Genomic DNA, 25245 nt, shown 5'->3' with positions numbered 1-25245 from the left:
GTAGCCTCCTATTAGAATCTATAATGAGCAAATGCTTTATTAGCCTCTGCCATTTTATGCATATCTTCTTTCTTCTTCACAGATGCTCCTGTGTTATTAGCTGCATCCAGGATTTCATTTGCAAGTCTTTCTTCCATTGTCTTCTCGCCTCTCTGACGTGAATACAATGTGATCCAGCGAAGTGCAAGAGCCTGTCTTCTGTCAGCTCTAACTTCGATAGGTACCTGGTAAGTAGCTCCACCGATACGTCTTGCTTTTACCTCAAGTACTGGCATGATGTTGTTCATTGCCTCTTCGAATACTTCGATTGCTGGCTTCTCAGCCTTCTCTTCAACTCTCTCAAATGCTCCGTATACAATCTTCTGTGCTACACCTTTCTTACCATCAAGCATGATGTTGTTGATAAGTTTGGTAACAACTTTATTGTTGTATATTGGATCCGCTAATACATCTCTTTTCTGAGTATGTCCTTTACGTGGCACGGTCCTTCCCTCCTTAATCATGATTTTCGGCATTACGCCGGGATTAATTCATCGGTACTCACATGTGTCTCTCTATGGAAATCGCATTGCATGTGCTCGTGGCCGCCGGACTCTATAAAATCCGCAACCTACGATTAATCATAGTTCTGTTTGTGATACGATTTAACTGTTTAGTTACAATCTTTGCTAAGGCGTTCTATTATTTAGCGTCTTTTGGTCTCTTAGCGCCGTATTTAGAACGAGCCTGTCTTCTCTTAGCAACTCCTGCTGTATCAAGTGTTCCACGAACGATGTGGTATCTTGTACCTGGCAGGTCCTTAACTCTTCCTCCACGGATAAGAACAACACTATGTTCCTGAAGGTTGTGTCCTTCTCCTGGGATATAGCTTGTTACTTCGATTCCGTTAGAAAGACGAACTCTGGCGATCTTTCTAAGAGCTGAGTTAGGTTTTTTAGGTGTAGCTGTCTTAACTGCTGTACAAACACCTCTTTTCTGTGGTGCAGATACATCAGTTGCACGTTTCTTCAGTGAGTTGTATCCTTTCTGAAGAGCTGGTGCTGTAGATTTCTTTTCAGAAGTCTGACGTCCTTTTCTAACTAACTGGTTAAATGTTGGCATTCTTTTTCACCTCCTATGATTTCGTTGCCTCATCTCTTATGAGAATGAGGGGTTGCAGATAATAAATTCATATTATCTTTTGTAATTTAGCGCACAAAAACATAGTATGCTCGTGTGCACGCTTGTTAGTTTAGTATGTTTTCAGCGAAAAGTCAAGGGGTTTTCAGCATTATTTTAAAATGTACATCCTCCGTGCCAACCAACAAGGTGATTGACACGGAGGATGCAGTAAATCTTAATATGCTTTTCCCCAATATACCATATGTTTAGCAGGTTTTCCGCAACATACACATACATTAGAAATTTCTTCCTGTTCTTCTGGAATACATCTTGATGTCACCCCGCCTGTCTGGTCTTTGATTGCTTCTTCACAAGCATCATCTCCACACCACATTGCACGGATAAATCCAATCTGGTTTTCAGCGATGTCTTTCATCTCATCCATGTTTGTTGCTGTGTGAATATGTGAATCTCTAAATGCTTTTGCTTTCTCAAAAAGTGCTTTCTGAATGTCCTCAAGAATTTCTGACAATCTTGTTTCGATTTCATCTAAAGCAACCACAATCTTTTCTCTTGTATCACGACGTACAATGACAACCTGTCCGTTTTCGATATCTTTTGGTCCGATTTCAATACGTGTAGGGATTCCAAGCATCTCCTGCTCACTGAACTTCCATCCAGGGCTCTTCTCTGAATCATCAATCTCTGCACGATATCCTGCTGCCTTTAATGCTGCAAGTAATTCATTTGCTTTGTCTAAGACACCTTCTTTATGCTGGGCAATCGGAACTACTCTTGTCTGAACCGGTGCGATGTGTGGTGGAAGTACCAGACCACTGTCATCACCATGTACCATAATGATTGCTCCAATAATACGTGTAGACAGTCCCCATGATGTCTCATATACACTGTGAAGCTTGTTCTCTTTATCTGAGTAACTGATTCCATAAGCATCTGCAAATGCATTTCCAAAGAAATGGCTTGTACCTGACTGCAGAGCTTTTCCGTCATGCATCAGTGCTTCAATTGTATAAGTATCTTCTGCTCCTGCAAATTTCTCGCTTGGTGTTTTCTTTCCTGTAACAAGTGGAATAGCAAGATCATTTTCTACAAAATCTTTGTATACATCACGCATCATTAATGTACGTTCTTCTGCTTCTTCATATGTTGCATGGATCGTATGACCTTCCTGCCATAAAAATTCTCTTGAACGAAGGAATGGTCTTGTTGTCTTTTCCCAACGCAATACAGAGCACCACTGATTCCAAACCTTTGGAAGATCACGATAAGACTGCACTGTCTTGCTCCATACATCACAGAATAATGTTTCTGATGTAGGTCTGATACAGAATCTCTCCTGAAGAGGCTCTTCGCCACCTTTTGTTACCCATGCAACTTCCGGTGCGAAACCTTCAATATGATCTTTCTCTTTCTGAAGTAATGACTCTGGAATCAAAACAGGAAGATATACATTCTGCACTCCTGTTTCTTTAAATCTCTTATCAAGATTTGCCTGGATATTTTCCCATATTGCATAGCCATTCGGAAGATAATTCAGACATCCTTTTACTCCTGAATAATCACATAACTTTGCTTCGCGTACAACATCTGTGTACCACTGTGCAAAATCCTCATCTCTTGCTGTAATTGACTGTACTAATTTCTTTTCTTTTGCCATTGCTGCTTCCCTTTCTTTTTATTTTATTTTTATCGGAATACATTTTTCATTTCTAAAAATGCACCTGCCTTCGGAAATAAAAAACGCCGGGAACTTCCATTCCCTTCCAAACGAAAAGGGACCGAAGTTCTCGGCGGTACCACCCTAATTAACCACTGTTGTGATTCTCTTTATCTGTCATTAACGCTGACTCACGCTGTACTTTCATACAGAAGCTCCCAGGCAGGTTCTATATTATCTCCGCAGAAATCTCCCAGCAAATGATTCCCTCTCTGTGCCGTTTCCAACATATACTAACCCTGTTCAACGCTCATATCACATATCGTTGCAATTTTACCCGAATTACCCAAAAATGTCAAGATAGGCAAACGCATCTCGCCATTTTAAATCGCCTTTGGCGATGGGCGAGATGCCGTTCAAGGTAAAACGTGCATCCTCCGTGTCAATCAGCGTAGTGATTGACACGGGAGTGAACAGTAACTGCATTTCCGCCGCTTATCACTTCTGGATCTGCAACAATTTTTGTTTCAAATCCAACTCCAGTTTCTGCATCTCCTGCTCCGCTGCTTTTCGTTTTTCACGGCCTTCCTGCTGAATATGCATCACCTCATCTAATGTAGAGATCAAGGATTCGTTTGTCTGTTTTAATGTCTCGATATCAACGATTCCTCTTTCTGACTCTTTCACTGTATCTATCGTTGCCATCTTTAATTTTTCTGCATTTTTCTTCAACAGTTCATTTGTCATATTTGTCACTTCACGCTGTGCTGCAGCCGCCTGTGCAGAATGTTCTACGCCCAGCCCAAGTACCATCTGACTCTTCCATAACGGAATTGTGTTCACAATCGTAGACTGGATTTTTTCTACCATCAACGTATCATTTCCCTGTACCAGTCTGATCTGTGGTGCTGTCTGCATCGAAATCTGGCGAGTCAGCTCAAGATCATGTAATTTCTTTTCAAAGCGATTACACATAGAATCTAAATCTTTCGCTGCCTGTGCATCTTCTGCAAGTCCTGTTGTCTGTGCTTTCTGCAACAAATCCTGAAGTTCTCCGTTTCTGACTTCATTTAATTTTTTCTTTCCGGCTACAATGTACATAGTTAATTCTTTATAATAAGTAAGATTCAATTCATACATCTTATCCAGAAGTGCAACATCTTTCATAAGCTGAACCTGATGTGATTCCAGCACTTTACATATTTGATTTACATTCGTCTCTGCCTTGGCATACTTTGTTTTCATTGCTGTGATTTTGTTTGAGCTTTTCTTAAATATTCCCAGAAAGCCTTTTTCTTCCTCTTCATCAAAAGATTTCAGTTCCTTTACTACACCGCTCAACAAATTACCCACTTCGCCAAGATCCTTTGTTCTCACATTTTCCAGTGCACTTTCCGAAAAATCCGCCATCTTCTTTTGTGTGCCTGCTCCATACTGCAGAATCATATTAGAATTTGTAAGATCAATCTGCTCTGCAAATTTCTCCGCCATCTGCCTTTCTTCTTCTGACAAAACATTTTCTTCCGCTATAACTTCTTCTTTCTTTTCTTCTACCACAGCCGGTTCTTGTTTCTCTTCTGCTGTTTGAAATGGATCTAATGTCAATGTAGGCGTTGTATCAAAATCTTTAAAATTATTTTCCATAACATTTCCTCTTTTCTTTTCGCAACCATTTTTTTATTTTTTAAGTCCGTCCTCTGTCAGTCCTTCCTGTGCAAGCATCGTCTTCAACACAGAAATGTCACTGGCAACATCCCACGCCGTATCCTGAAACATTGCATCCAACAGTTTTTCAAACGCAATATTCAATGTATCCAGCGTTTTTTCGATTTCATCTTTTGAAGATAAAATATTATCTCCTTGAATTGGCTGTCTGTCCAGTTCTTCATATGCTTCTAAAAGCTTCACCGTTGTTGGAAGATAATAATTCATCAAACGATGTAAATCTCCTACTGTTTCCGGATTCTCCTCTACACGGTCAAATATTTTATCAACCAGCATCTCCATTCTGGAAATCTTTGCTGAAATTTCTTCTCCCGGAATCGCATCATTACTTTCATGAATTTTGCGTATATACTCTTCTCCCGCCTCAACAATCTCCTGTACTTCCGGCGTAAGTCCTTTTTCTTCTTTCTTTTTACGCTCTTCCTCCGCCGCTTTTTGCTGTCTTTCTAACGTATCCTTTTGTTCTTGTTGCTGTTCCATCATATCAGTATATTGACGATACGCATCATGACTTGAAATAAGACATTTTTCCTGGGTATCCAAGTGTCCTTGAATAAACCAGCCTCTCCGTATCATATTCTTTATATCTTTCAAAACATATTTTTCATTTTTCCCAACATACTCTGCCAATTTACGTATATCACAATATTCTTTTCCACCCATTGTCTGTAAGTACTGTCGGAAACGTTTGATTCCGCCTATTTTTTTCGTACCTGCCACGCCGATCAATGTCGTCGCTATCCCAAGTATCCCAAATATGATTGCTACCGCAAGTACTCCTGCCTTATTAGATACTCCCACCACCAGTGCTATAACCGCTGAAATACAGACAAGGAAATTAAATCCCGACATCATGTATCCGCATACACTCATCACAATCGCACCAACTTTTGCTGCACTGGTACTTCTATATAGCATAGGCTTTGTCGGAGTCACGAAACCTCCTGTTGAATATCTATTATTTACTTGCCCATTCTGACTGTTCGCTCTTTTTTGTTGTGTCTTTTTTTCGTATTGAGGCATTCCATAAAAAGTTTCTCCGTAACGTGGTCTGCGATTCTGATTTACCCGATCACCCACATTACGCATTGTGTCCGCAAATGCATCTGCAGCTCCATTTACCGTATTCGTTATTGTCTGGTTCAATCTACTGAAATCTCCTGAATCCACGGCATCCTGCACACTTCTTTTTATATCTTCCCCAAACCTTTCCCAATCTTGATTTTTCATTTTTCCATCTACTCCTTCTCAAAAGGATTATACTCTCTCTTGACCTGATGATTCTTTTATATGATAATCAGTTTAGACAGAATATTGCCAAAAGTCAAGAACAGGGGATAGATATTATGAAGCCAGAAATTATATATGAAGATTCCGAATTAATCGTATGTATTAAACCTGCCGGAATCGCGACACAAAGTAAACGTATCGGTTCACCGGATATGGTAAGCATCTTAAAAAATCACATTGCTCACAACACAAAGAGCAAACAGCCTCCTTACCTTGCCGTTATTCATCGTTTAGACCAGCCTGTCACTGGACTGCTTGTCTTTGCGAAAACACCTTTTGCAGCAAAAGAATTAAATCACCAGCTTCAGTCAGAAGGATTTGGGAAATATTATCGCACCTGGCTTTCCGGCTGCCTCCCTTCAAACGAAGGCGACTGCATAGATTATCTTGTAAAAGACGGACGCACAAACACTTCTTCCGTTTGTGAGCCTGACACTCCTGGAGCAAAAAAAGCAGAATTACATTATAAGGTATTACAACAAAAAGATGCTTTTACACTTGCTGAAATCACGCTTAAAACAGGCCGACACCATCAGATCCGCGTGCAGATGTCACATCTTGGTTGCCCCATTGTCGGTGACCGCAAATACGGAACCGCAGAAGACCCTTCATCCGATTTTCATGGATTACAATTATTTGCCTGCCGGCTTACTTTAAAACATCCTCGTACTCATAAACAATTGGAGTTTCTTTTGCCCGAAACCTGTTATGCTGTAAATCTTTAGTTCTGCATTTCTTTCAGATTACTCCACAAACGAAAACGACATGCAACGCATTCTTACTATGTGCTGCATGTCGTCTTTATTTGTTCAACAAGGTTAGATTTCTACTGTTGCCTCTGGTTCTTCTTCCAAAGCCTGTTTGTATTTTTCTAAAATTGTACTCTGAATTCTGTCACGAGTACCTGAGTTAATTGGATGTGCTATATCACGATATTCCCCATCCATTGCTTTTTTGCTTGGCATCGCAATAAATAAACCTTTTTCGCCTTCAATTACCTTGATGTCATGTACAACAAATTCATCATCAAATGTAATGGATACAACTGCCTTTAATTTTCCCTCTTTTGCGACTTTACGAACGCGCACATCTGTGATCTGCATATTCTAGTCTCCTTTCTCGTCTGCATGATTCTATTAACACTTTTCTTTATAAGGCATATCTTTCATTTTTCTCAACAACTACCTTGACACCATTCTCACCTATATGTCTGGTATTTGCACGTATTGTATCTCTGCTTTCAACAATACAATTTTCAATATAAGTATTATCTCCAAGATATACATCATTTAATATAATTGAATTCTTGATCACACAATTATTTCCAACATAAACTTTCTTAAAAATAACTGAATTCTCAATCGTACCGTTGATGATACTACCACTTCCTACAAGGCTATTTTTAACTACTGCTCCAGGATTATACTTTGCCGGAGGCAAATCACTTACCTTAGAATATATCTCCGGTAACTGTTTAAAGAAATAGTCTCTGACTTCCGGTTTTAAGAAGTCCATATTTGTCTTGTAGTATGCATCCACTGTTGAAATATTGCTCCAGTAGCTGCTAATTTTATATCCATAAATCTTTTTCAGATTTTTGTAACGAATCAAAATATCATTTACAAAATCATGACGTTCTTCTTCTGCACAACGTTCGATCAAGTCGATAAGCTGTCTTCTTCTCATCACATAAATTCCTGTAGAAACTGTCTGTGAATGAGCAATCATCGGCTTCTCTTCAAATTCTTCGATTCTTGCAGATTCATTCATCCGTACTGTACCATAACGTGTTGCATCTTCATTGTCATCTAGTTCTTTGACAACTACTGTGATATCAGCTTTCTTTGCAATATGATATTCCAACACTTTGTTATAGTCCAATTTGTACACTGCATCTCCTGATGTAATCACAACATATGGTTCATGACATTTTTTCAGGAAATCAAGATTCTGATAAATTGCATCTGCTGTTCCACGATACCAATATCCATTATCCGATGTAATCGTCGGCGTAAACACATACAATCCACCTTGTTTCCTTCCGAAATTCCACCATTTTGATGAATTCAAATGTTCATTCAATGATCTTGCATTATACTGTGTCAATACGGCAACTTTCTGTATTTTTGAATTTGTCATATTACTCAATGCAAAATCAATCGCACGATAACTGGTCGCGATCGGCATAGCAGCCACTGCACGTTTTTCTGTCAGCTCCTGCATCTTTCTGCTGTTTCCACCTGCCAGAATAATTCCTACTGCTCTCATACTCGCTCACCTGCCTTTATTAATGTCTCTCCACTTGCAAGCACTCCATCACTGTAATCTTCTATGGATGTCACACCACTAACGGCGGTATTCTTTCCGATCTGAACATTTGACGGAATCTTTGATTTTTCTCCGATCGTGGCAAGCCCGCCACTATAAATATTTGGTTTTACTTTGTTTGGAACTTCACTTCCAACGCCAATGACTACATTATTACCGATTTCAGTATCTTCAGCTATAATGGCTTTCTCGATCACACAATTCTCACCAATCATAACATCTCTCATAATAATAGAGTCACGAACCACGCTGCCTTTTCCGATTGTTACTCCGGCTCCCAGCACAGAATTATGTACCTCGCCATATACCTCTGTTCCATTACTAATAATACAACGATCCACAACAGCTTCATTTGAAATATACTGCGGCGGAATGTTAGAACTATTTGTATAAATCTTCCAGAATTCTTCGTAAAGATTAAATTCAGGAATAATATCGATCAACTCCATATTTGCTTCCCAATATGAACTTAATGTACCGACATCTTTCCAGTATCCATTATATTCATAAGCAAAAAGCCTGTCTCCTTTTTCATGACAATATGGAATGATATGTTTACCAAAATCACAATTCGGCTGCTCTGATAATTTGACCAAAGCATCTCTTAACACCGGCCAACTGAATATGTAAATACCCATAGATGCAAGATTGCTGCTTGGATGCTCCGGCTTTTCTTCAAATTCTTTGATTCTTCCGTCATCATCTGTCACTACAATACCGAAACGGCTTGCCTCTTCCATCGGAACCGGCATTGCTGCAATTGTCACATCTGCCTTATTCGCCTTGTGATAATCCAACATAACCTCATAGTCCATCTTGTATATATGATCACCTGAAAGAATCAATACATAGTCCGGATTATAAGACTCCATGTACTCCAGGTTCTGATATATCGCGTTTGCAGTACCAGTGTACCACTCACTGTTTGTACTCTTTTCATACGGCGGTAAAATTGATACCCCTCCTACATTTCGATCCAAATCCCAAGGAATACCAATACCAATATGTGTATTCAAGCGTAATGGCTGATACTGTGTCAACACACCCACTGTGTCTACACCCGAATTAATACAGTTACTTAACGGGAAATCAATAATTCGGTACTTGCCGCCAAAAGCAACTGCTGGTTTTGCTACTTTCGCTGTAAGAACCCCCAATCGACTGCCTTGTCCACCCGCAAGGAGCATGGCAATCATTTCCTTTTTAATCATGTAGTCACCTCATTTCTAGTTAGATGCACTTATTATATCATACTTTTCATTTCATGTGCACATTTTTTACAAATTCATAAAGGAAATTTAACTCTTTTTATTTATTTTTACTAAAAAGAACTTCTTTAAATTTTCTCCATATATAGTATAATATAATGGATAGAGTCTTTTTATGACTCTTTTTGAAAAAAAGTAAAAGAAGGTACCTAATTTATGTATAAGATCGATTTTGAAAAACCAATTCACATCCATTTCATCGGAATTGGCGGTATCAGTATGAGCGGTCTCGCAGAGATTTTACTGGAAGAAGGATTTACTGTTACTGGTTCTGATTCAAAAGAGTCTCCGCTTACCCGCCAGCTCGAAGAACATGGTGCGCACATTTTCTACGGTCAGAAGGCGGAGAATATTATCGATGGTATTCAGTGTGTTGTTTACACTGCTGCGATCAACAAAGCTAACCCAGAATTAATGGAAGCTGTTGCCCGCAAGATTCCTATGCTGACTCGTGCAGAATTACTTGGCCAGTTAATGAAAAACTATGATACATCTATTGCTGTATCAGGTACACACGGCAAAACTACAACGACATCTATGATTTCTCACATTTTACTGGAAGGAGATGTTGATCCTACGATTTCTGTAGGCGGTATTCTCCAGGCTATCGGAGGGAATATCCGTGTAGGAAAATCCGAAACATTTATCACAGAAGCCTGTGAGTACACGAATAGTTTTCTTCATTTCTTCCCGACAATCGGGATTATTCTGAACATTGAAGAAGATCATTTGGACTTCTTCAAGGACCTGGAAGATATTCGTCATTCTTTCCATCAGTTTGCAGCTCTTTTGCCGGAAGATGGAACTTTAATCATCAACCATGATATTCAGAATTATGAAGAAATTTTTGCCGGATTATCTTGTAATGTGATTACTTATGGTTCTTCCGCTGATGCAGATTATAGTTTTCAGAATGTCAGCTACAACGAAAAAGGCTGTGTTGCATTCGACCTTGTAGAGAAAGGACATGTCACAGACCATATCCAGCTTTCTGTAACCGGAGACCATAATGTTTCAAATGCTTTAGCTGCGATCGCAACTGCAAAGCTTCTGAACATTTCAATGCCTGTTATTGAAAAAGGACTGCTCTCGTTCTCCGGAACAGACCGTCGTTTTGAATATAAGGGCACTCTGGACGGCATTACAATTGTTGATGACTATGCACATCATCCAACGGAGATTAAAGCAACTTTAAAGGCTGCAACGCATTACCCTCACAACGAACTGTGGTGTGTATTCCAGCCTCATACTTACACACGCACAAAAGCATTTTTCAATGAATTTGCAGAAGCACTTTCCCACGCAGACCATCTGGTACTTGCTGATATTTATGCTGCGCGTGAGACAGACACACTTGGTGTTTCTTCCAAGGCTCTTGCAGAAGAAGTGAAAAAGCTTGGTACAGACGCTTACTACTTCCCAAGTTTTGCAGAGATTGAAGATTTCTTAAAAGAGCACTGCTCTGCGGGTGATCTCTTGATCACAATGGGAGCCGGAGATGTTGTAAATATCGGAGAAGATTTATTAAAATGATGAATACAATAAAATTATCCAATCATTTTCAAAGCAATGCCACTCTTGTCTCTAATTATTTTATTGACAATTATATGGCTACTGCAAATGGTGAGTTTGTAAAAGTTTATCTTTTTTTGCTGAGGCATATGGAGGATTCTTCTATGAGCCTTACCATTTCCGGCATTGCGGATTGTTTGAATAATACGGAGAATGATATTTTGCGTGCCTTCCGTTATTGGGAAAGTAACGAACTGCTAAGTATCGAGTACGATTGTGAACATAGCGTTTCCGGAATTGAACTCCTGCAGGCAGGACAATCTCCGTCAAACAATATCAGTAAAGAAAGCATTTCTTCGATTGCAACTGCATCCAAGGAAGTTTCCATCACAGCTGATAGTGATGAGACTCCTGTGAAAGCTAAAGTACCTAAACAAGAGCCTGCAACAGCACCTAAAGATACTGTGTCGCACAAAAATAAACACGCTTCTGATTCTTCGATGGAAAAGAAAGAGTTAAGATCACTTTTATTCATCGCAGAACAGTATCTTGGAAAAACTTTATCTCATACAGATGTCGAAGCAATTACATATTTCTATAAAGATTTAGGTATGTCAGCCAGACTGATCGAGTACCTGATTGAATCTTGTGTAGAAAGCGGACATAAAAGTATCCATTACATCCAAAAGGTTGCTTTATCGTGGGCTGATGAAGGTATTACAAGTGTAGAACAGGCACGGCGTAATTCTGCTAATTATAACAAAAACTGCTATACTGTATTAAATGCATTCGGCATCAAAAACCGTGGGCCAGCCGACTCTGAGCTTGTCTATATTAAAAAATGGACTGATGAGATGGGATTTTCTCTTGATATTGTTCAAGAGGCCTGCCGACGTACAATTTCCGCTACGCATCAGCCAAGTTTTGAATATACAGATACAATTTTAGAACATTGGCAGCAGAACAATGTACACCACTTAAATGACATTACTGCATTGGATACCGTGTTCCAAAAAGAAAAACAGGCACGAAGAAACGTATCAAAATCTAAGCCAATCACAAAAAACCTGAATAATTTTGAGCGACGTGCTTATGATATGGATTCATTAGAAGAACAATTATTAAACAGTAATTAGAAGGAGTAGTATCGTGGGACTAACGAATTCACAATACCAGACAATCATGCGTGAATATGAGCAAAAGCAGCTTAAAAGCCATGACATTCTCACGCAACATTATGAAGATGTATATAAGAAATTACCGGAATTCAAATCACTGGATGAATCAATTTCAATTATGTCAGTCCAATACGGCAGACGCTTGCTCGATGGTGATGAGAGTGCTTTAGATTCTTTAAAAGAGGAGCTTAACATTCTGCGAAGCAGCAAACAACAGCTGCTTACCTCTGCCGGTTTTCCTGCTGATTACCTTGAACCGGTATATGAATGTCCTGACTGTAAGGATACCGGTTATATTGGAAATGTAAAGTGCCGTTGCTTTAAACGTGCTATCACAAAACTGCTTTATGAACAATCTAACTTGAAGGGCATTCTGGAATCCGAGAATTTTGATACATTTTGTCTTGATTATTATTCTGACCGACAGGTGGATCCAAAAACAGGGAAAACATCTCGTGCTATTATGGAGCACGCTTATCAGACTTGTAAAAATTTTGTTCAAAATTTTGGACATACATCCGACAATATTTTTCTTTACGGAGATGTCGGTGTCGGAAAGACTTTTCTTTCCAATTGCATCGCCAGAGATTTAATCGATGCCGGATACTCTGTTCTCTATTATTCGGCGCCAAATTTATTCAACATTCTGGCTCAGGGAACATTTGATCATAATGATTATGAATCAAAGCAAATGCAACAATATGTTTACGATTGCGATTTACTGATCGTAGATGATTTAGGAACCGAGCTTGCCAATGCATTTACGGCTTCTCAGTTCTTTACCTGCATTAATGAAAGACTTTTAAATATGAAATCGACCGTTGTCTCAACGAACCTTTCACTGGATTCGTTGGCAGACCTTTACACAGAACGTTCTTTTTCACGAATCACCAGTAACTATATCTTGCTGAGATTATTCGGCGATGATATTAGAATAATTAAAAAAATACGTGCTAATAGGGAGGGCAAATAATGCTGCACAGAAGTGAACTCAATTTAGAAAATATTCCAGTAGGAGCCTTAGGAATCATTCCTGTTACAGGATGTGAAGCTCTTGGCAACAAAGTCAATGACTACCTCGTAAAATGGAGAAAAGAAAGTGCTCATCAGTACAAAGATGATGTTGCATTTACAGGATATGAAAAAGATTCATTTATCATCGATGCCAAAGTACCTCGTTTTGGTTCCGGAGAAGCAAAAGGTATTATCAACGAATCTGTACGTGGTAAAGACCTTTATCTAATGGTAGATGTATGTAATTACAGCTTAACTTATTCATTGACAGGAAACATTAACCACATGTCTCCTGATGATCATTATCAGAACCTGAAACGTGTTATCGCTGCTGTTGGTGGAAAGGGTCGTCGTATCAACGTAATCATGCCTTTCTTATACGAAAGCCGTCAGCACAAAAGAACAGGACGTGAGTCTCTTGACTGTGCTCTTGCACTTCAGGAGCTTGTACGTATGGGCGTTGACAACATCATTACATTTGATGCACATGATCCACGTGTACAGAATGCAATCCCACTTAGCGGATTTGAAACAGTTTCACCAACATACCAGTTTATCAAAGGTCTTCTGCGCACAGTAAAAGATCTTAAAATCGACAGCGAACACATGATGGCAATCAGCCCGGATGAAGGTGGTACAAATCGTGCCGTTTATCTTGCCAACGTACTTGGTCTTGATATGGGTATGTTCTACAAGAGAAGAGATTATACCAAAATCGTAGACGGACGTAATCCTATCGTTGCCCACGAATTCCTTGGTTCTTCTGTAGAAGGAAAAGATGTAATCATCATTGATGACATGATTTCTTCCGGAGACAGTATCATCGAAGTTGCTACTGAACTGAAACGTAGAAAAGCTAACCGCATCTATGCTGCTGCAACATTTGGTCTTTTCACAAATGGACTGGCTAAATTCGATGAAGCATATGAAAAAGGAATCATCCATGGTATCTTGACAACAAACCTGATTTATCAGACACCTGAGTTATTGTCAAAACCTTATTATATTAACTGTGACATGAGCAAATATATTGCTTTGATCATCGACACATTAAACCATGATGGTTCTTTAAGCAATATTCTGAGTCCAAACGAAAGAATTCAGAATGTACTTCGCAAATACAACAATGGCGAAGAGATTTAATATCTCTTTTCTATAAACTGTTGCTGATTAAAAAAGCAACAAAACATTTACTTTTTACAAGATAGAATCTTGTATCTCTAACAGCAAAAAGAAATCCGGATGTTATTCACATAATGCATTCGGATTTCTTTTTTTATCCACTTTTTTATTTTGATTTTCCAATCAATGTGAAAAAAAGACTGCATATCCAAAACAGATATACAGCCTTTCTTATTTTATATTACTCTTGTATTTAATATTACAGAAGTCCGCCGATTGAAAGGAAGAGTGGTGCAAATACAAGTGATACTACTGTCATAAGTTTGATCAGGATGTTAATAGATGGACCTGATGTATCTTTGAATGGATCACCTACTGTATCACCAACGACTGCTGCTTTGTGAGCCTCACTACCTTTTCCGCCATGATGTCCTTCTTCGATGTATTTCTTAGCATTGTCCCATGCACCACCGGCATTTGACATAAAGATAGCCATCAGAACACCTGTTACAAGAGCTCCTGCAAGAAGTCCTCCAAGGGACTCAACACCAAGAACGATACCAACTAACAATGGAACGATAACTGCCATCAATCCTGGAAGAAGCATTTCGTGAAGAGCTGCTGATGTAGAGATAGATACACATGATGTATAATCTGGTTTATCTTCACCCTTCATGATACCTGGTTTCTCACGGAACTGACGTCTAACTTCCTCGATCATCTTGTATGCAGCCTTAGATACAGACTCCATAGTAAATGCTGAGAAAAGGAATGTCAGCATACCACCGATAAAGATACCGATGATTACTTTATAGCTAAGTAAGTCGATTGAATCAAGCTGTACTGCCTGTGCATAAGATACGAACAAAGCTAAAGCTGTAAGAGCTGCAGATCCGATAGCGAATCCTTTACCCATAGCTGCTGTTGTGTTACCAACTGAATCAAGTTTATCTGTAATCTCACGAACAGAATCATCCAGTCCTGACATCTCTGCGATACCACCTGCATTATCTGCGATTGGACCATAAGCATCAACTGCAACTGTGATACCTGTAGTTGAAAGCATACCTACTGCTGCAAGTGCAATACCATATAATCCGTCTACTTTGTATGAAATGAAAATTGCTACACAGATTAAAAGCAGTGGAATAGCTGTTGACTGCATACCTACTGCAAGACCACTAATGATTGTTGTAGCTGCACCTGTTTCAGACTGCTCACCAATCTTTTTAACCGGATTGTAATCTGCAGATGTATAATACTCTGTAACGTTACCGATAATAACACCAACAATCAGACCTGCAATAACAGCGATTGCTGCTTCAAAACCATCAAATAATACTTTACTTAATACAACAGAAGCGATTACAACGATGATAGCTGAAGCATAATCACCTTTTGTAAGTGCTTTCTGTGGATTCGCATTCTCTCCACCTTTAACGAAGAATGTTCCGAGAATAGAAGCGATCAGACCACAAGCTGCAATTGCAAGTGGGAATAATACACCAGAAACAGTTGCTGTTACTGCTCCGAGAGTCAGTGCAGAAACAAGTGATCCTACATAAGACTCAAACAAGTCAGCACCCATACCTGCAACGTCACCTACGTTGTCACCTACGTTATCAGCGATAACTGCTGGGTTACGTGGGTCATCTTCTGGGATACCAGCTTCAACTTTACCTACAAGGTCAGCACCAACGTCTGCTGCTTTTGTATAGATACCACCACCTACACGAGCAAACAGAGCAATTGAAGAAGCTCCTAAACTGAATCCTGACAATACATCAACATTTTTTGTTACAATATAAACAATACTTACACCAAGTGCTCCAAGACCTGCTACGCACATACCCATAACAGCTCCACCAGAGAAAGCGATTGAAAGTGCCTTGTTCATTCCACTTGTTCTTGCTGCATTAGCTGTTCTTACGTTAGCTTTTGTAGCAACAGTCATACCACAGTATCCAGCGATTGTTGAGAACAGTGCTCCGACAACGAAGCATACTGCTGTTACCCAGCTGATTCCAAATCCGATTAATACAAATAATACGGCTACGAAGATAACCAGGATCTTGTACTCAGCCATCAAGAAGGCACGAGCGCCTTCAGCGATTGCGTCTGCAATCTCTTTCATTCTGTCTGTTCCGACATCTTCCTTGCTTACTTTTGCTGCAAGGTAAGCTGCAAACAACAGTGCAAGTACTGCTGCTACCGGAACAAGAAACATCATGTTTTCCATTGTTTCATCCTCCCTGAAAAATAAATAATCCCTATCGACATACCCTTTTTCCTATATATATTCTGTACGTCGTCGTGAAAAATCCACAATACCGTAAATTTTTCAGCTTTTATAATTATACCTTTTTACACTTTTTATTGCAAGTATTTCTTTTTAATCTTGCAAATGCTTACACAATTTGTACACTTTCTACAAAGTTATTTCCTGTAATACGCATTTTTTACACTTTTTCGTTCTACGCCTAAATTTTTTTATGCATATCTAATGAATTTTTAGCATAATTATAATTCATATTATGCAAATATCCGATGAATAATGAATAGAAATATAACTTTCTTCTTTTATGCAAATTCTACAAATCATACAATTTTTCGCAAAAAAGAGGTTCTGTGTCCGTCTTCTCAACTTTCACAAAACCTCTTTTATGATTCATAAATTACGAAATCTTATTCTTCAGAATCTTCTTCTGTTGTCACATCAGCTTCTGCTTCTGTTACTTCTTCAACAGCATTGTCCTCTACCGGAAGCTCGTCTTCAAAATCCAAATCCTCATCAAAGTCAATGTCTTCATCCACTTTTATATCTGTATTCAAATGTACTTCACGATATTTTTCCATACCTGTACCTGCCGGAATATGTTTACCAATGATAACATTTTCCTTCAGACCTACAAGGTGGTCAACTTTTCCTTTGATAGCAGCTTCTGTTAAAACTTTTGTTGTCTCCTGGAATGATGCTGCTGACATAAATGAATCTGTTGCAAGAGATGCTTTTGTAATACCAAGCATAATCTGTTCTCCTGTTGCAGCTTCTTTTCCTTCTGCTATCATCTTCTCGTTTACATCCTCAAATTCAAGCACATTTACCATACTTCCCGGAAGGAATGAAGTATCTCCATTTTCCTCGATGCGAATCTTCTTCAACATCTGACGTACAATAACCTCGATATGCTTATCATTGATTTCTACACCCTGCAGACGATATACTCGCTGTACTTCGCGAAGGAGATAATCCTGAGCGGCACGTAAACCTTTAATCTTCAGGATATCATGTGGATTTACGCTACCTTCTGTCAGTTCGTCACCGGCTTCAAGTACCTGTCCATCCTGTACTTTTATACGAGAACCGTAAGGAATCAAGTATGCTTTTGATTCACCTGTCTCATCATTTGTTACAATAACTTCACGTTTTTTCTTTGTATCACTAATGTTTGCAACACCTGCAAATTCTGTGATGATAGCAAGACCCTTAGGTTTTCTTGCCTCAAAAAGCTCCTCGACACGAGGAAGACCCTGTGTGATATCGTCTCCGGCTACACCACCACTATGGAATGTACGCATAGTAAGCTGTGTACCTGGCTCTCCGATTGACTGAGCAGCGATAATACCAACTGCCTCACCTACCTGAACTGCTTCTCCTGTTGCCATGTTTGCACCGTAACACTTCGTACAAACACCATTCTTACACTTACATGTAAGGATTGTACGGATCTTCACTTCTTCAAGTGGTTTTCCATTTCTGTCTACACCCTTCTTCATAACTTTTTCAGCACGAAGTGGTGTAATCATATGATTCTTCTTAACGATGACATTGCCATCTTTATCTTTGATATCTTCGCAAGAGAAACGTCCTGTGATACGTTCCTGCAAGCTTTCGATTTCTTCATTACCATCCATAAATGCTTTTACATACATTCCTGGAATTTCTTTTCCTGTTCCTTCTACACAGTCGCTGTCATGAATAATCAATTCCTGTGATACGTCAACAAGACGTCTTGTAAGGTAACCTGAATCGGCTGTACGAAGAGCTGTATCTGACATACCTTTTCGAGCTCCATGTGCTGACATGAAGTACTCCAATACGTCCAGACCTTCACGGAAGTTTGATTTGATAGGCAACTCGATTGTACGACCTGTTGTATCAGCCATCAATCCACGCATACCTGCAAGCTGTTTGATCTGTTTATCAGAACCACGGGCTCCTGAGTCTGCCATCATGAAGATGTTGTTATATTTATCCAGACCTGTAAGCAGAGCCTCTGTCAACTTATCATCACTGTTTTTCCATGTTTCTACAACTTCTTTGTAACGCTCTTCTTCTGTAATAAGACCACGCTTATAGTTCTTCGTAATCTTATCAACTGTATTCTGTGCCTCTTCGATAATCTGTGGTTTCTCAGGTGGCACTGTCATGTCTGAAATAGATACTGTCATAGCAGCTCTTGTTGAATATTTGTAACCGATTGCTTTTACATCATCAAGTACTTCTGCTGTCTGAGTAGCACCATGTGTATTGATTACTTTCTCAAGAATCTGTTTCAACTGTTTCTTTCCTACGTGGAAATCAACTTCCAGTAACAATTCATTACCTTCTACTTCACGATCTACGAATCCAAGATCCTGTGGAATAATCTCATTGAATAACATACGTCCCAATGTTGCATGAATAATACCAGTTACTTCTCTTCCATCTGCCATTGTCTTATGCACACGCACTTTAATCTTAGAGTGTAATGTCACATATCCATTTTCATATGCAAGGATTGCTTCATTCAAATCTTTGAAGAACATTCCCTCGCCCTTAGAACCTGGTCTTTCCTGTGTCAGATAGTAAATACCAAGTACCATATCCTGTGAAGGAACGGCTACCGGTCCACCATCAGATGGTTTCAACAGGTTGTTTGGTGAAAGCAAGAGGAAACGGCATTCTGCCTGTGCTTCCTGTGACAATGGTACATGGACCGCCATCTGGTCTCCATCGAAGTCGGCATTGAAGGCTGTACATACCAATGGATGCAGCTTAATAGCTTTACCTTCTACAAGGATTGGCTCGAACGCCTGAATACCAAGTCTGTGAAGTGTAGGGGCACGGTTCAACATAACCGGATGCTCTTTGATTACTTCTTCCAGAATATCCCATACTTCCGGCTGAAGTCTTTCTACCATTTTCTTCGCATTTTTAATATTATGTGCTGTTCCCTTTGCTACAAGCTCTTTCATAACAAATGGTTTAAACAGCTCGATTGCCATCTCTTTTGGAAGACCACACTGATAAATCTTAAGTTCAGGTCCTACTACGATAACGGAACGTCCAGAGTAGTCTACACGTTTACCAAGCAGGTTCTGACGGAAACGTCCTGATTTACCTTTCAGCATGTCAGAGAGAGATTTCAGCGCTCTGTTTCCAGGTCCTGTAACCGGACGGCCACGACGACCATTGTCGATCAACGCATCTACCGCTTCCTGAAGCATTCTCTTTTCGTTGCGGACGATGATATCCGGAGCTCCGAGTTCGAGAAGTCTCTTCAGACGGTTATTTCTATTGATAATTCTTCTATATAAGTCATTTAAGTCAGATGTTGCAAAACGTCCACCATCCAGCTGTACCATTGGACGTAAGTCTGGTGGGATAACCGGAATTGCTGTTAAGATCATCCACTCTGGTCTGTTTCCAGACTCGCGGAATGCTTCTACAACTTCCAGACGTTTCACGATTCTTGCACGTTTCTGTCCTGAAGCATTCTCAAGAGAAGCCTGCAGCTCTGCATACTCTTTCTCAAGATCAATTGCTTCCAATAATTCTTTAATGGATTCAGCACCCATACCTACACGGAATGATTTGCCCCATTTTTCTTTTGCTTCCTGATATTCAGACTCAGAAAGAATCTGTTTGTACTGAAGATCTGTCTCTCCTTTATCAAGTACGATATAAGATGCAAAATACAGTACTCTCTCCAATGTTCTTGGTGAGATGTCCAGAATCAATCCCATACGGCTAGGAATTCCTTTGAAATACCAGATATGAGAAACCGGAGCTGCCAGGGCAATGTGTCCCATACGCTCACGACGAACGGAGGCCTTTGTGACCTCAACGCCGCATCGATCGCAGACAACACCTTTATAACGGATCTTTTTGTATTTACCGCAGTGGCATTCCCAGTCCTTGCTAGGTCCGAAAATACGCTCGCAGAAAAGACCGTCTTTCTCAGGTTTCAATGTTCTATAGTTAATTGTTTCCGGCTTTGTAACTTCGCCTTTTGACCATTCTAAGATTGTTTCCGGTGAAGCCAGACCGATTTTGATTGCATCAAACGATAACTGCTGGTTTTCCTGTTCATTATTTGTTGGCATAAAGTTGGCTCCTCCTATTCTTCGTCCATAAATTCATCGAAATCAATTATTTCGTTTTCATCGAAATCTTCTGGTTCCTCTTCCTGCTCTACATTCTCAAGTTCTCCGTCTACGAATTCCTGTTCTGTATAGCCATGATCTTTATAAGACTCCTCATCACGATATCTTCTGTCACCTTCGATAATTGCATTCAGGTTTGTATTACCGTAATCAACAGATTCCATCATCTTGACTTCTTCGAATTCATTCTCTCCAGTTTCACGAAGCACACGAACATCCAGAGCAAGTGACTGCAACTCTTTGAGCAGTACTTTGAATGATTCCGGTACTCCTGGTTCAGGGATATTCTCTCCCTTGATAATTGCTTCGTATGTCTTCACACGTCCCACAACGTCATCTGATTTTACAGTCAGGATTTCCTGAAGTGTATAAGATGCACCATAAGCTTCCAGTGCCCATACCTCCATCTCTCCAAAACGCTGTCCACCGAACTGAGCTTTACCACCCAGTGGCTGCTGTGTAACCAATGAGTAAGGACCAGTTGAACGTGCGTGGATCTTATCATCAACCAAGTGATGCAGTTTCAAGTAGTGCATGTGTCCGATTGTTACCGGGCTGTCGAAATATTCTCCTGTACGACCATCTCTCAGACGAACTTTTCCGTCACGAGAAAGTGGTACACCTTTCCAAAGTTTTCTGTGTTCTCTGTTATCTGACAGATACTGCAGTACTTCCGGAAGTAACTCTTCTCCATGCTTCTTCTCGAACTCATCCCATTCTAAGTTTACATAATCATTTGCCAGGTCGAGTGTATCCATGATATCGTTCTCGTTTGCACCATCAAATACTGGTGTAGCTACGTTGAATCCAAGTGCTTTTGCAGCAAGACTCAAGTGGATCTCCAATACCTGTCCGATATTCATACGAGAAGGTACACCCAATGGGTTCAATACGATATCCAGTGGACGTCCGTTTGGAAGATATGGCATATCTTCTACAGGAAGTACACGGGAAACAACACCCTTGTTACCATGACGACCAGCCATTTTATCTCCTACAGAAATCTTTCTCTTCTGTGCGATATAGATACGTACAGACTGGTTAACTCCCGGAGATAATTCATCTCCGTTCTCTCTTGTAAATACTTTCGCATCTACAATGATTCCATATTCTCCGTGAGGTACTTTCAGAGATGTATCTCTTACTTCACGTGCTTTCTCACCAAAGATTGCTCTTAACAAACGCTCTTCTGCTGTCAGTTCTGTCTCTCCCTTAGGAGTTACTTTACCAACAAGGATATCCCCTGCACGAACCTCAGCACCAATACGGATAATACCTCTTTCATCCAGATCTTTAAGTGCATCATCACCAACACCCGGAATGTCTCTTGTGATTTCTTCTGGTCCTAATTTTGTATCACGTGCTTCTGCTTCATACTCTTCGATATGAACAGATGTGTATACATCATCCTGTACCAGTCTTTCACTAAGAAGAACAGCATCCTCGTAGTTGTAACCTTCCCATGTCATAAATCCGATCAATGGGTTTTTACCAAGAGCCATCTCTCCATTAGATGTAGAAGGACCATCTGCGATAACCTGTCCTTTTTCTACTCTTTCGCCCTTGTCTACGATTGGAATCTGATTGTAACAGTTACTCTGGTTACTTCTCAGATACTTGATCAATTTATATGTTTTCTTACTTCCATCATCGTGACGGATTGTAATATCTGTAGATGTTGAACGCTCTACAACACCAGCTTCGTCTGCAACAACACATACACCTGAGTCAACTGCAGATTTTACCTCAAGACCTGTACCTACTACCGGTGCTTCTGTAGAAAGAAGCGGTACTGCCTGACGCTGCATGTTGGATCCCATCAGGGCACGGTTAGCATCATCATTCTGAAGGAATGGAATCAATGCTGTAGCAACAGAGAATACCATCTTAGGTGATACATCCATGTAATCGAATTTATTTCTCTCATATTCCTGTGTCTCTTCGCGGTAACGACCAGATACATTCTTATGAATGAAATGTCCTTCTTCATCCAAAGGCTCATTCGCCTGTGCTACATGGTAATTATCTTCTTCATCTGCTGTCATATATACAACTTCATCTGTTACGATTGGATTCATCGGATCTGTTTTATCAATCTTACGATATGGTGCTTCTACAAAACCATATTCGTTAATTCTTGCATAACATGCAAGTGAGTTGATCAGACCGATGTTAGGTCCTTCAGGTGTCTCTACAGGACACATTCTTCCATAATGAGAATAGTGTACATCTCGTACCTCGAATCCGGCACGGTCTCTTGACAAACCACCTGGTCCTAACGCAGACAGACGTCTCTTATGTGTCAACTCTCCCAATGGGTTGTTCTGATCCATGAACTGTGACAACTGTGAAGAACCAAAGAATTCTTTAACAGCTGCTGTAACTGGTTTAATGTTGATCAGTGACTGTGGTGATACGCCATCCTGGTCCTGAGTTGTCATACGCTCACGAACAACTCTCTCTAAACGTGAAAGTCCGATTCTGTACTGATTCTGGAGAAGTTCTCCGACAGCACGAATACGACGGTTACCCAAATGGTCGATATCATCATCATTACCCATACCATATTCCAGATGCATATTGTAGTTAATAGAAGCCATGATATCTTCTTTTGTAATATGCTTTGGAATCAAATCGTGAATATCTCTGCGGATAGATTCTTTTAATTCATCAATATCTCCTGCAGACTCTTCAATCAGTCCTGCCAATACAGGATAATATACCTGCTCTGTAACGCCAACTTCCTCTGGATCGATATCTACTACTGCCTGCAGATCAACCATCATATTAGAAAGAATCTTGATATTACGTGATGTATCTTCTCCTTCTACCCAAATGTATGGTGCTGCTGCATTCTGAATCTCTTTTGCAAGTTCTCTTGTAATTTTTGTTCCTTTTTCAGCAACAACTTCACCTGTGATCTGGCTTACTACATCTTCTGCCAGAACCTGTCCTGTTACACGATTCTTCAGAGCCAGTTTCTTATTAAATTTATAACGTCCTACTTTTGCAAGGTCATAACGTCTTGCATCGAAGAACATGCTTGTGATCAAACTTTCAGCACTATCTACTGCAAGTGGCTCACCCGGACGAATCTTCTTATATAATTCCAAAAGACCTTCCTGATAACTCTCAGAAGTATCTTTTCCAAAACTTGCAAGAATCTTAGGTTCCTCACCGAACAACTCTACGATCTCTGCATTTGTACCAACGCCAAGAGCACGAATCAACACTGTGATTGGCACTTTTCTTGTACGGTCAACACGTACATAGAAAACGTCATTGGAGTCTGTCTCATATTCCAGCCATGCTCCACGGTTTGGAATTACTGTAGATGAATATAATTCTTTTCCGAGTTTATCATGAGCAATACCATAATAAATTCCTGGGGAACGAACGAGCTGACTTACGATAACACGCTCAGCACCATTGATTACAAATGTTCCTGTCTTTGTCATCAGCGGAAGATCTCCCATGAAAATTTCATGCTCATTGATCTCATCAGTCTCTTTGTTGTAAAGTCTTACTCTTACTTTCAGAGGTGCAGCATATGTTGCATCACGTTCTCTACACTCTTCAATTGTGTACTTCACTTCATCCTCGCAGAGTCTGAAATCAACAAATTCCAGGCTGAAATGACCGCTATAATCAGCGATTGGTGAAATATCATCAAATACCTCTTTCAGACCAGACTCCAGAAACCACTCATAAGAGTTCTTCTGAACTTCGATAAGATTCGGCATCTCTAATACTTCTTTTTGTCTGGAATAGCTCATACGTGAACTTTTTCCGTTTGTGATGGGACGAATTCTGTTTTTCTCCATTGACGTTTCACTCCTCATATATTTTTTTGCGGGCTCCAATTGCCCAGTTAATACTCCACTTTTCTATTATCGGTAAAACAAGGCTTCGTTTTTTACAATCTACAACGCCTAGCTTTCCACAATAGCGCATTTTCTACTATAGCACATCTTCCATTTGAATGTCAACATGTTTTTCAAAATTTTCTTGACATTTTTATGTTTTTGTGGTATATAAGCGAAACAAAAAGCGGCAGCTACGTCCAGGAATTGCCTCTTGGACATAGCTGCCGCTCTATAACACTCTCTAATTGTATAAGAACAACAATTATTTAAGGTTAACTTCAGCACCTTCAGCTTCAAGTTTAGCTTTGATATCTTCAGCTTCTGCTTTAGAAACAGCTTCTTTAACTACCTTTGGAGCTCCGTCTACAAGCTCTTTAGCTTCTTTCAGTCCAAGACCTGTGATCTCACGAACTGCTTTGATAACTTTAACTTTTGCTGATCCAGCAGATACAAGTTCTACGTCGAACTCATCTTTCTCTGCTGCAGCTGCTCCAGCATCTCCTGCTGCTGCAACTACAACACCTGCTGCTGCAGATACACCAAATTCTTCTTCACATGCTTTTACTAATTCATTTAACTCTAATACTGATAACTCTTTGATCGCTTCGATCATTTCAGCTGTTGTCATTTTAGCCATTTTAATATCCTCCATTATTTTCATATTATAGGTTTATAAATATCATTCTTCCGAATCATATCATACACAGTGTATTCATCTCAAACCACCATGTTTT

The 25245-nt window shown here is 39.8% G+C and carries 17 protein-coding genes and 1 other annotated feature; of the genes, 5 read left to right on the top strand and 12 right to left on the bottom strand.

The window, feature by feature from the left end; all coding sequences use genetic code 11:
• Positions 1-11: 11 nt before the first annotated feature.
• The 5 genes from rpsG to LQE94_RS08205 all read right to left on the bottom strand — a co-directional run bounded on the left by rpsG (position 12) and on the right by LQE94_RS08205 (position 5734).
• Complete coding sequence (gene rpsG / locus LQE94_RS08225) at positions 12-482, bottom strand: 30S ribosomal protein S7 (RefSeq protein WP_207667541.1); 471 nt, start codon at positions 480-482, stop codon at positions 12-14.
• 199 nt (positions 483-681) lie between these two features.
• Positions 682-1101: a 30S ribosomal protein S12 gene (gene rpsL, locus LQE94_RS08220; RefSeq protein ID WP_117990228.1), complete on the bottom strand. Its 420-nt coding sequence runs from the start codon at positions 1099-1101 to the stop codon at positions 682-684.
• A gap of 235 nt (positions 1102-1336) precedes the next feature.
• A complete protein-coding gene (proS, locus tag LQE94_RS08215; protein WP_022074830.1) occupies positions 1337-2779 on the bottom strand; it encodes a proline--tRNA ligase in 1443 nt (480 codons plus the stop codon).
• A 113-nt stretch (positions 2780-2892) separates the two neighbouring features.
• Positions 2893-3095, bottom strand: a binding site (T-box leader).
• 182 nt (positions 3096-3277) lie between these two features.
• Positions 3278-4423: a toxic anion resistance protein gene (locus LQE94_RS08210; protein ID WP_118724751.1), complete on the bottom strand. Its 1146-nt coding sequence runs from the start codon at positions 4421-4423 to the stop codon at positions 3278-3280.
• A gap of 33 nt (positions 4424-4456) precedes the next feature.
• The gene (locus LQE94_RS08205) at positions 4457-5734 is read right to left on the bottom strand and encodes a 5-bromo-4-chloroindolyl phosphate hydrolysis family protein (protein WP_240577415.1); all 1278 of its coding nucleotides are present in this window, start codon (positions 5732-5734) and stop codon (positions 4457-4459) included.
• A gap of 116 nt (positions 5735-5850) precedes the next feature.
• Here LQE94_RS08205 and LQE94_RS08200 point away from each other — a divergent pair, with 116 nt between their 5' ends.
• Entirely contained in the window at positions 5851-6519 is a 669-nt protein-coding gene (locus tag LQE94_RS08200) for an RluA family pseudouridine synthase (protein ID WP_240577414.1), read from the top strand.
• A gap of 93 nt (positions 6520-6612) precedes the next feature.
• Here LQE94_RS08200 and spoVG read toward each other — a convergent pair whose 3' ends face one another.
• The 3 genes from spoVG to LQE94_RS08185 are packed head-to-tail and all read right to left on the bottom strand — an operon-like array spanning position 6613 to position 9333.
• A complete protein-coding gene (gene spoVG, locus LQE94_RS08195; protein ID WP_240577413.1) occupies positions 6613-6897 on the bottom strand; it encodes a septation regulator SpoVG in 285 nt (94 codons plus the stop codon).
• A 46-nt stretch (positions 6898-6943) separates the two neighbouring features.
• Complete coding sequence (gene glgD / locus LQE94_RS08190) at positions 6944-8062, bottom strand: glucose-1-phosphate adenylyltransferase subunit GlgD (protein ID WP_118724749.1); 1119 nt, start codon at positions 8060-8062, stop codon at positions 6944-6946.
• The gene (locus LQE94_RS08185; protein WP_118724748.1) at positions 8059-9333 is read right to left on the bottom strand and encodes a glucose-1-phosphate adenylyltransferase; all 1275 of its coding nucleotides are present in this window, start codon (positions 9331-9333) and stop codon (positions 8059-8061) included. The genes glgD and LQE94_RS08185 overlap by 4 nt, the downstream gene beginning before the upstream one ends.
• A gap of 213 nt (positions 9334-9546) precedes the next feature.
• Between LQE94_RS08185 and murC the strand changes: the two genes are divergently transcribed.
• From murC to LQE94_RS08165, 4 genes are read left to right on the top strand one after another with little or no spacing between them, the layout of a single operon-like run.
• Positions 9547-10923 (top strand): UDP-N-acetylmuramate--L-alanine ligase, encoded by a 1377-nt coding sequence (gene murC, locus LQE94_RS08180; RefSeq protein ID WP_240577412.1) that lies wholly within the window; start codon positions 9547-9549, stop codon positions 10921-10923.
• The gene (locus tag LQE94_RS08175) at positions 10923-12038 is read left to right on the top strand and encodes a DnaD domain protein (RefSeq protein ID WP_240577438.1); all 1116 of its coding nucleotides are present in this window, start codon (positions 10923-10925) and stop codon (positions 12036-12038) included. The genes murC and LQE94_RS08175 overlap by 1 nt, the downstream gene beginning before the upstream one ends.
• A gap of 13 nt (positions 12039-12051) precedes the next feature.
• Positions 12052-13053, top strand: coding sequence for an ATP-binding protein (locus LQE94_RS08170; protein ID WP_118737633.1), 1002 nt, complete (start codon positions 12052-12054; stop codon positions 13051-13053).
• The gene (locus LQE94_RS08165; protein ID WP_118724745.1) at positions 13053-14237 is read left to right on the top strand and encodes a ribose-phosphate pyrophosphokinase; all 1185 of its coding nucleotides are present in this window, start codon (positions 13053-13055) and stop codon (positions 14235-14237) included. The genes LQE94_RS08170 and LQE94_RS08165 overlap by 1 nt, the downstream gene beginning before the upstream one ends.
• 238 nt (positions 14238-14475) lie before the next feature.
• Here the strand turns inward: LQE94_RS08165 and LQE94_RS08160 are convergent, their stop codons facing one another.
• From LQE94_RS08160 to rplL, 4 genes are all read right to left on the bottom strand, one after another.
• Positions 14476-16455 (bottom strand): sodium-translocating pyrophosphatase, encoded by a 1980-nt coding sequence (locus tag LQE94_RS08160; protein ID WP_118724742.1) that lies wholly within the window; start codon positions 16453-16455, stop codon positions 14476-14478.
• A gap of 446 nt (positions 16456-16901) precedes the next feature.
• On the bottom strand, positions 16902-20585 hold the full coding sequence (gene rpoC, locus LQE94_RS08155; protein ID WP_240577411.1) for a DNA-directed RNA polymerase subunit beta': 3684 nt from the start codon (positions 20583-20585) through the stop codon (positions 16902-16904).
• Positions 20586-20599: 14 nt separating this feature from the next.
• Positions 20600-24469 carry a DNA-directed RNA polymerase subunit beta gene (rpoB, locus tag LQE94_RS08150; RefSeq protein WP_240577410.1) on the bottom strand — a complete coding sequence of 1290 codons (3870 nt, stop codon included), beginning with the start codon at positions 24467-24469 and terminating at the stop codon, positions 20600-20602.
• Positions 24470-24773: 304 nt separating this feature from the next.
• The gene (gene rplL, locus LQE94_RS08145) at positions 24774-25148 is read right to left on the bottom strand and encodes a 50S ribosomal protein L7/L12 (protein WP_117990215.1); all 375 of its coding nucleotides are present in this window, start codon (positions 25146-25148) and stop codon (positions 24774-24776) included.
• Positions 25149-25245: the final 97 nt, after the last annotated feature.

Origin of the sequence: Mediterraneibacter sp. NSJ-151, from assembly GCF_022487435.1 — a bacterium.
Classification (GTDB): Bacteria; Bacillota; Clostridia; order Lachnospirales; family Lachnospiraceae; genus Schaedlerella; species Schaedlerella hominis.
This window is presented reverse-complemented; position numbering and strand designations above follow the sequence as displayed.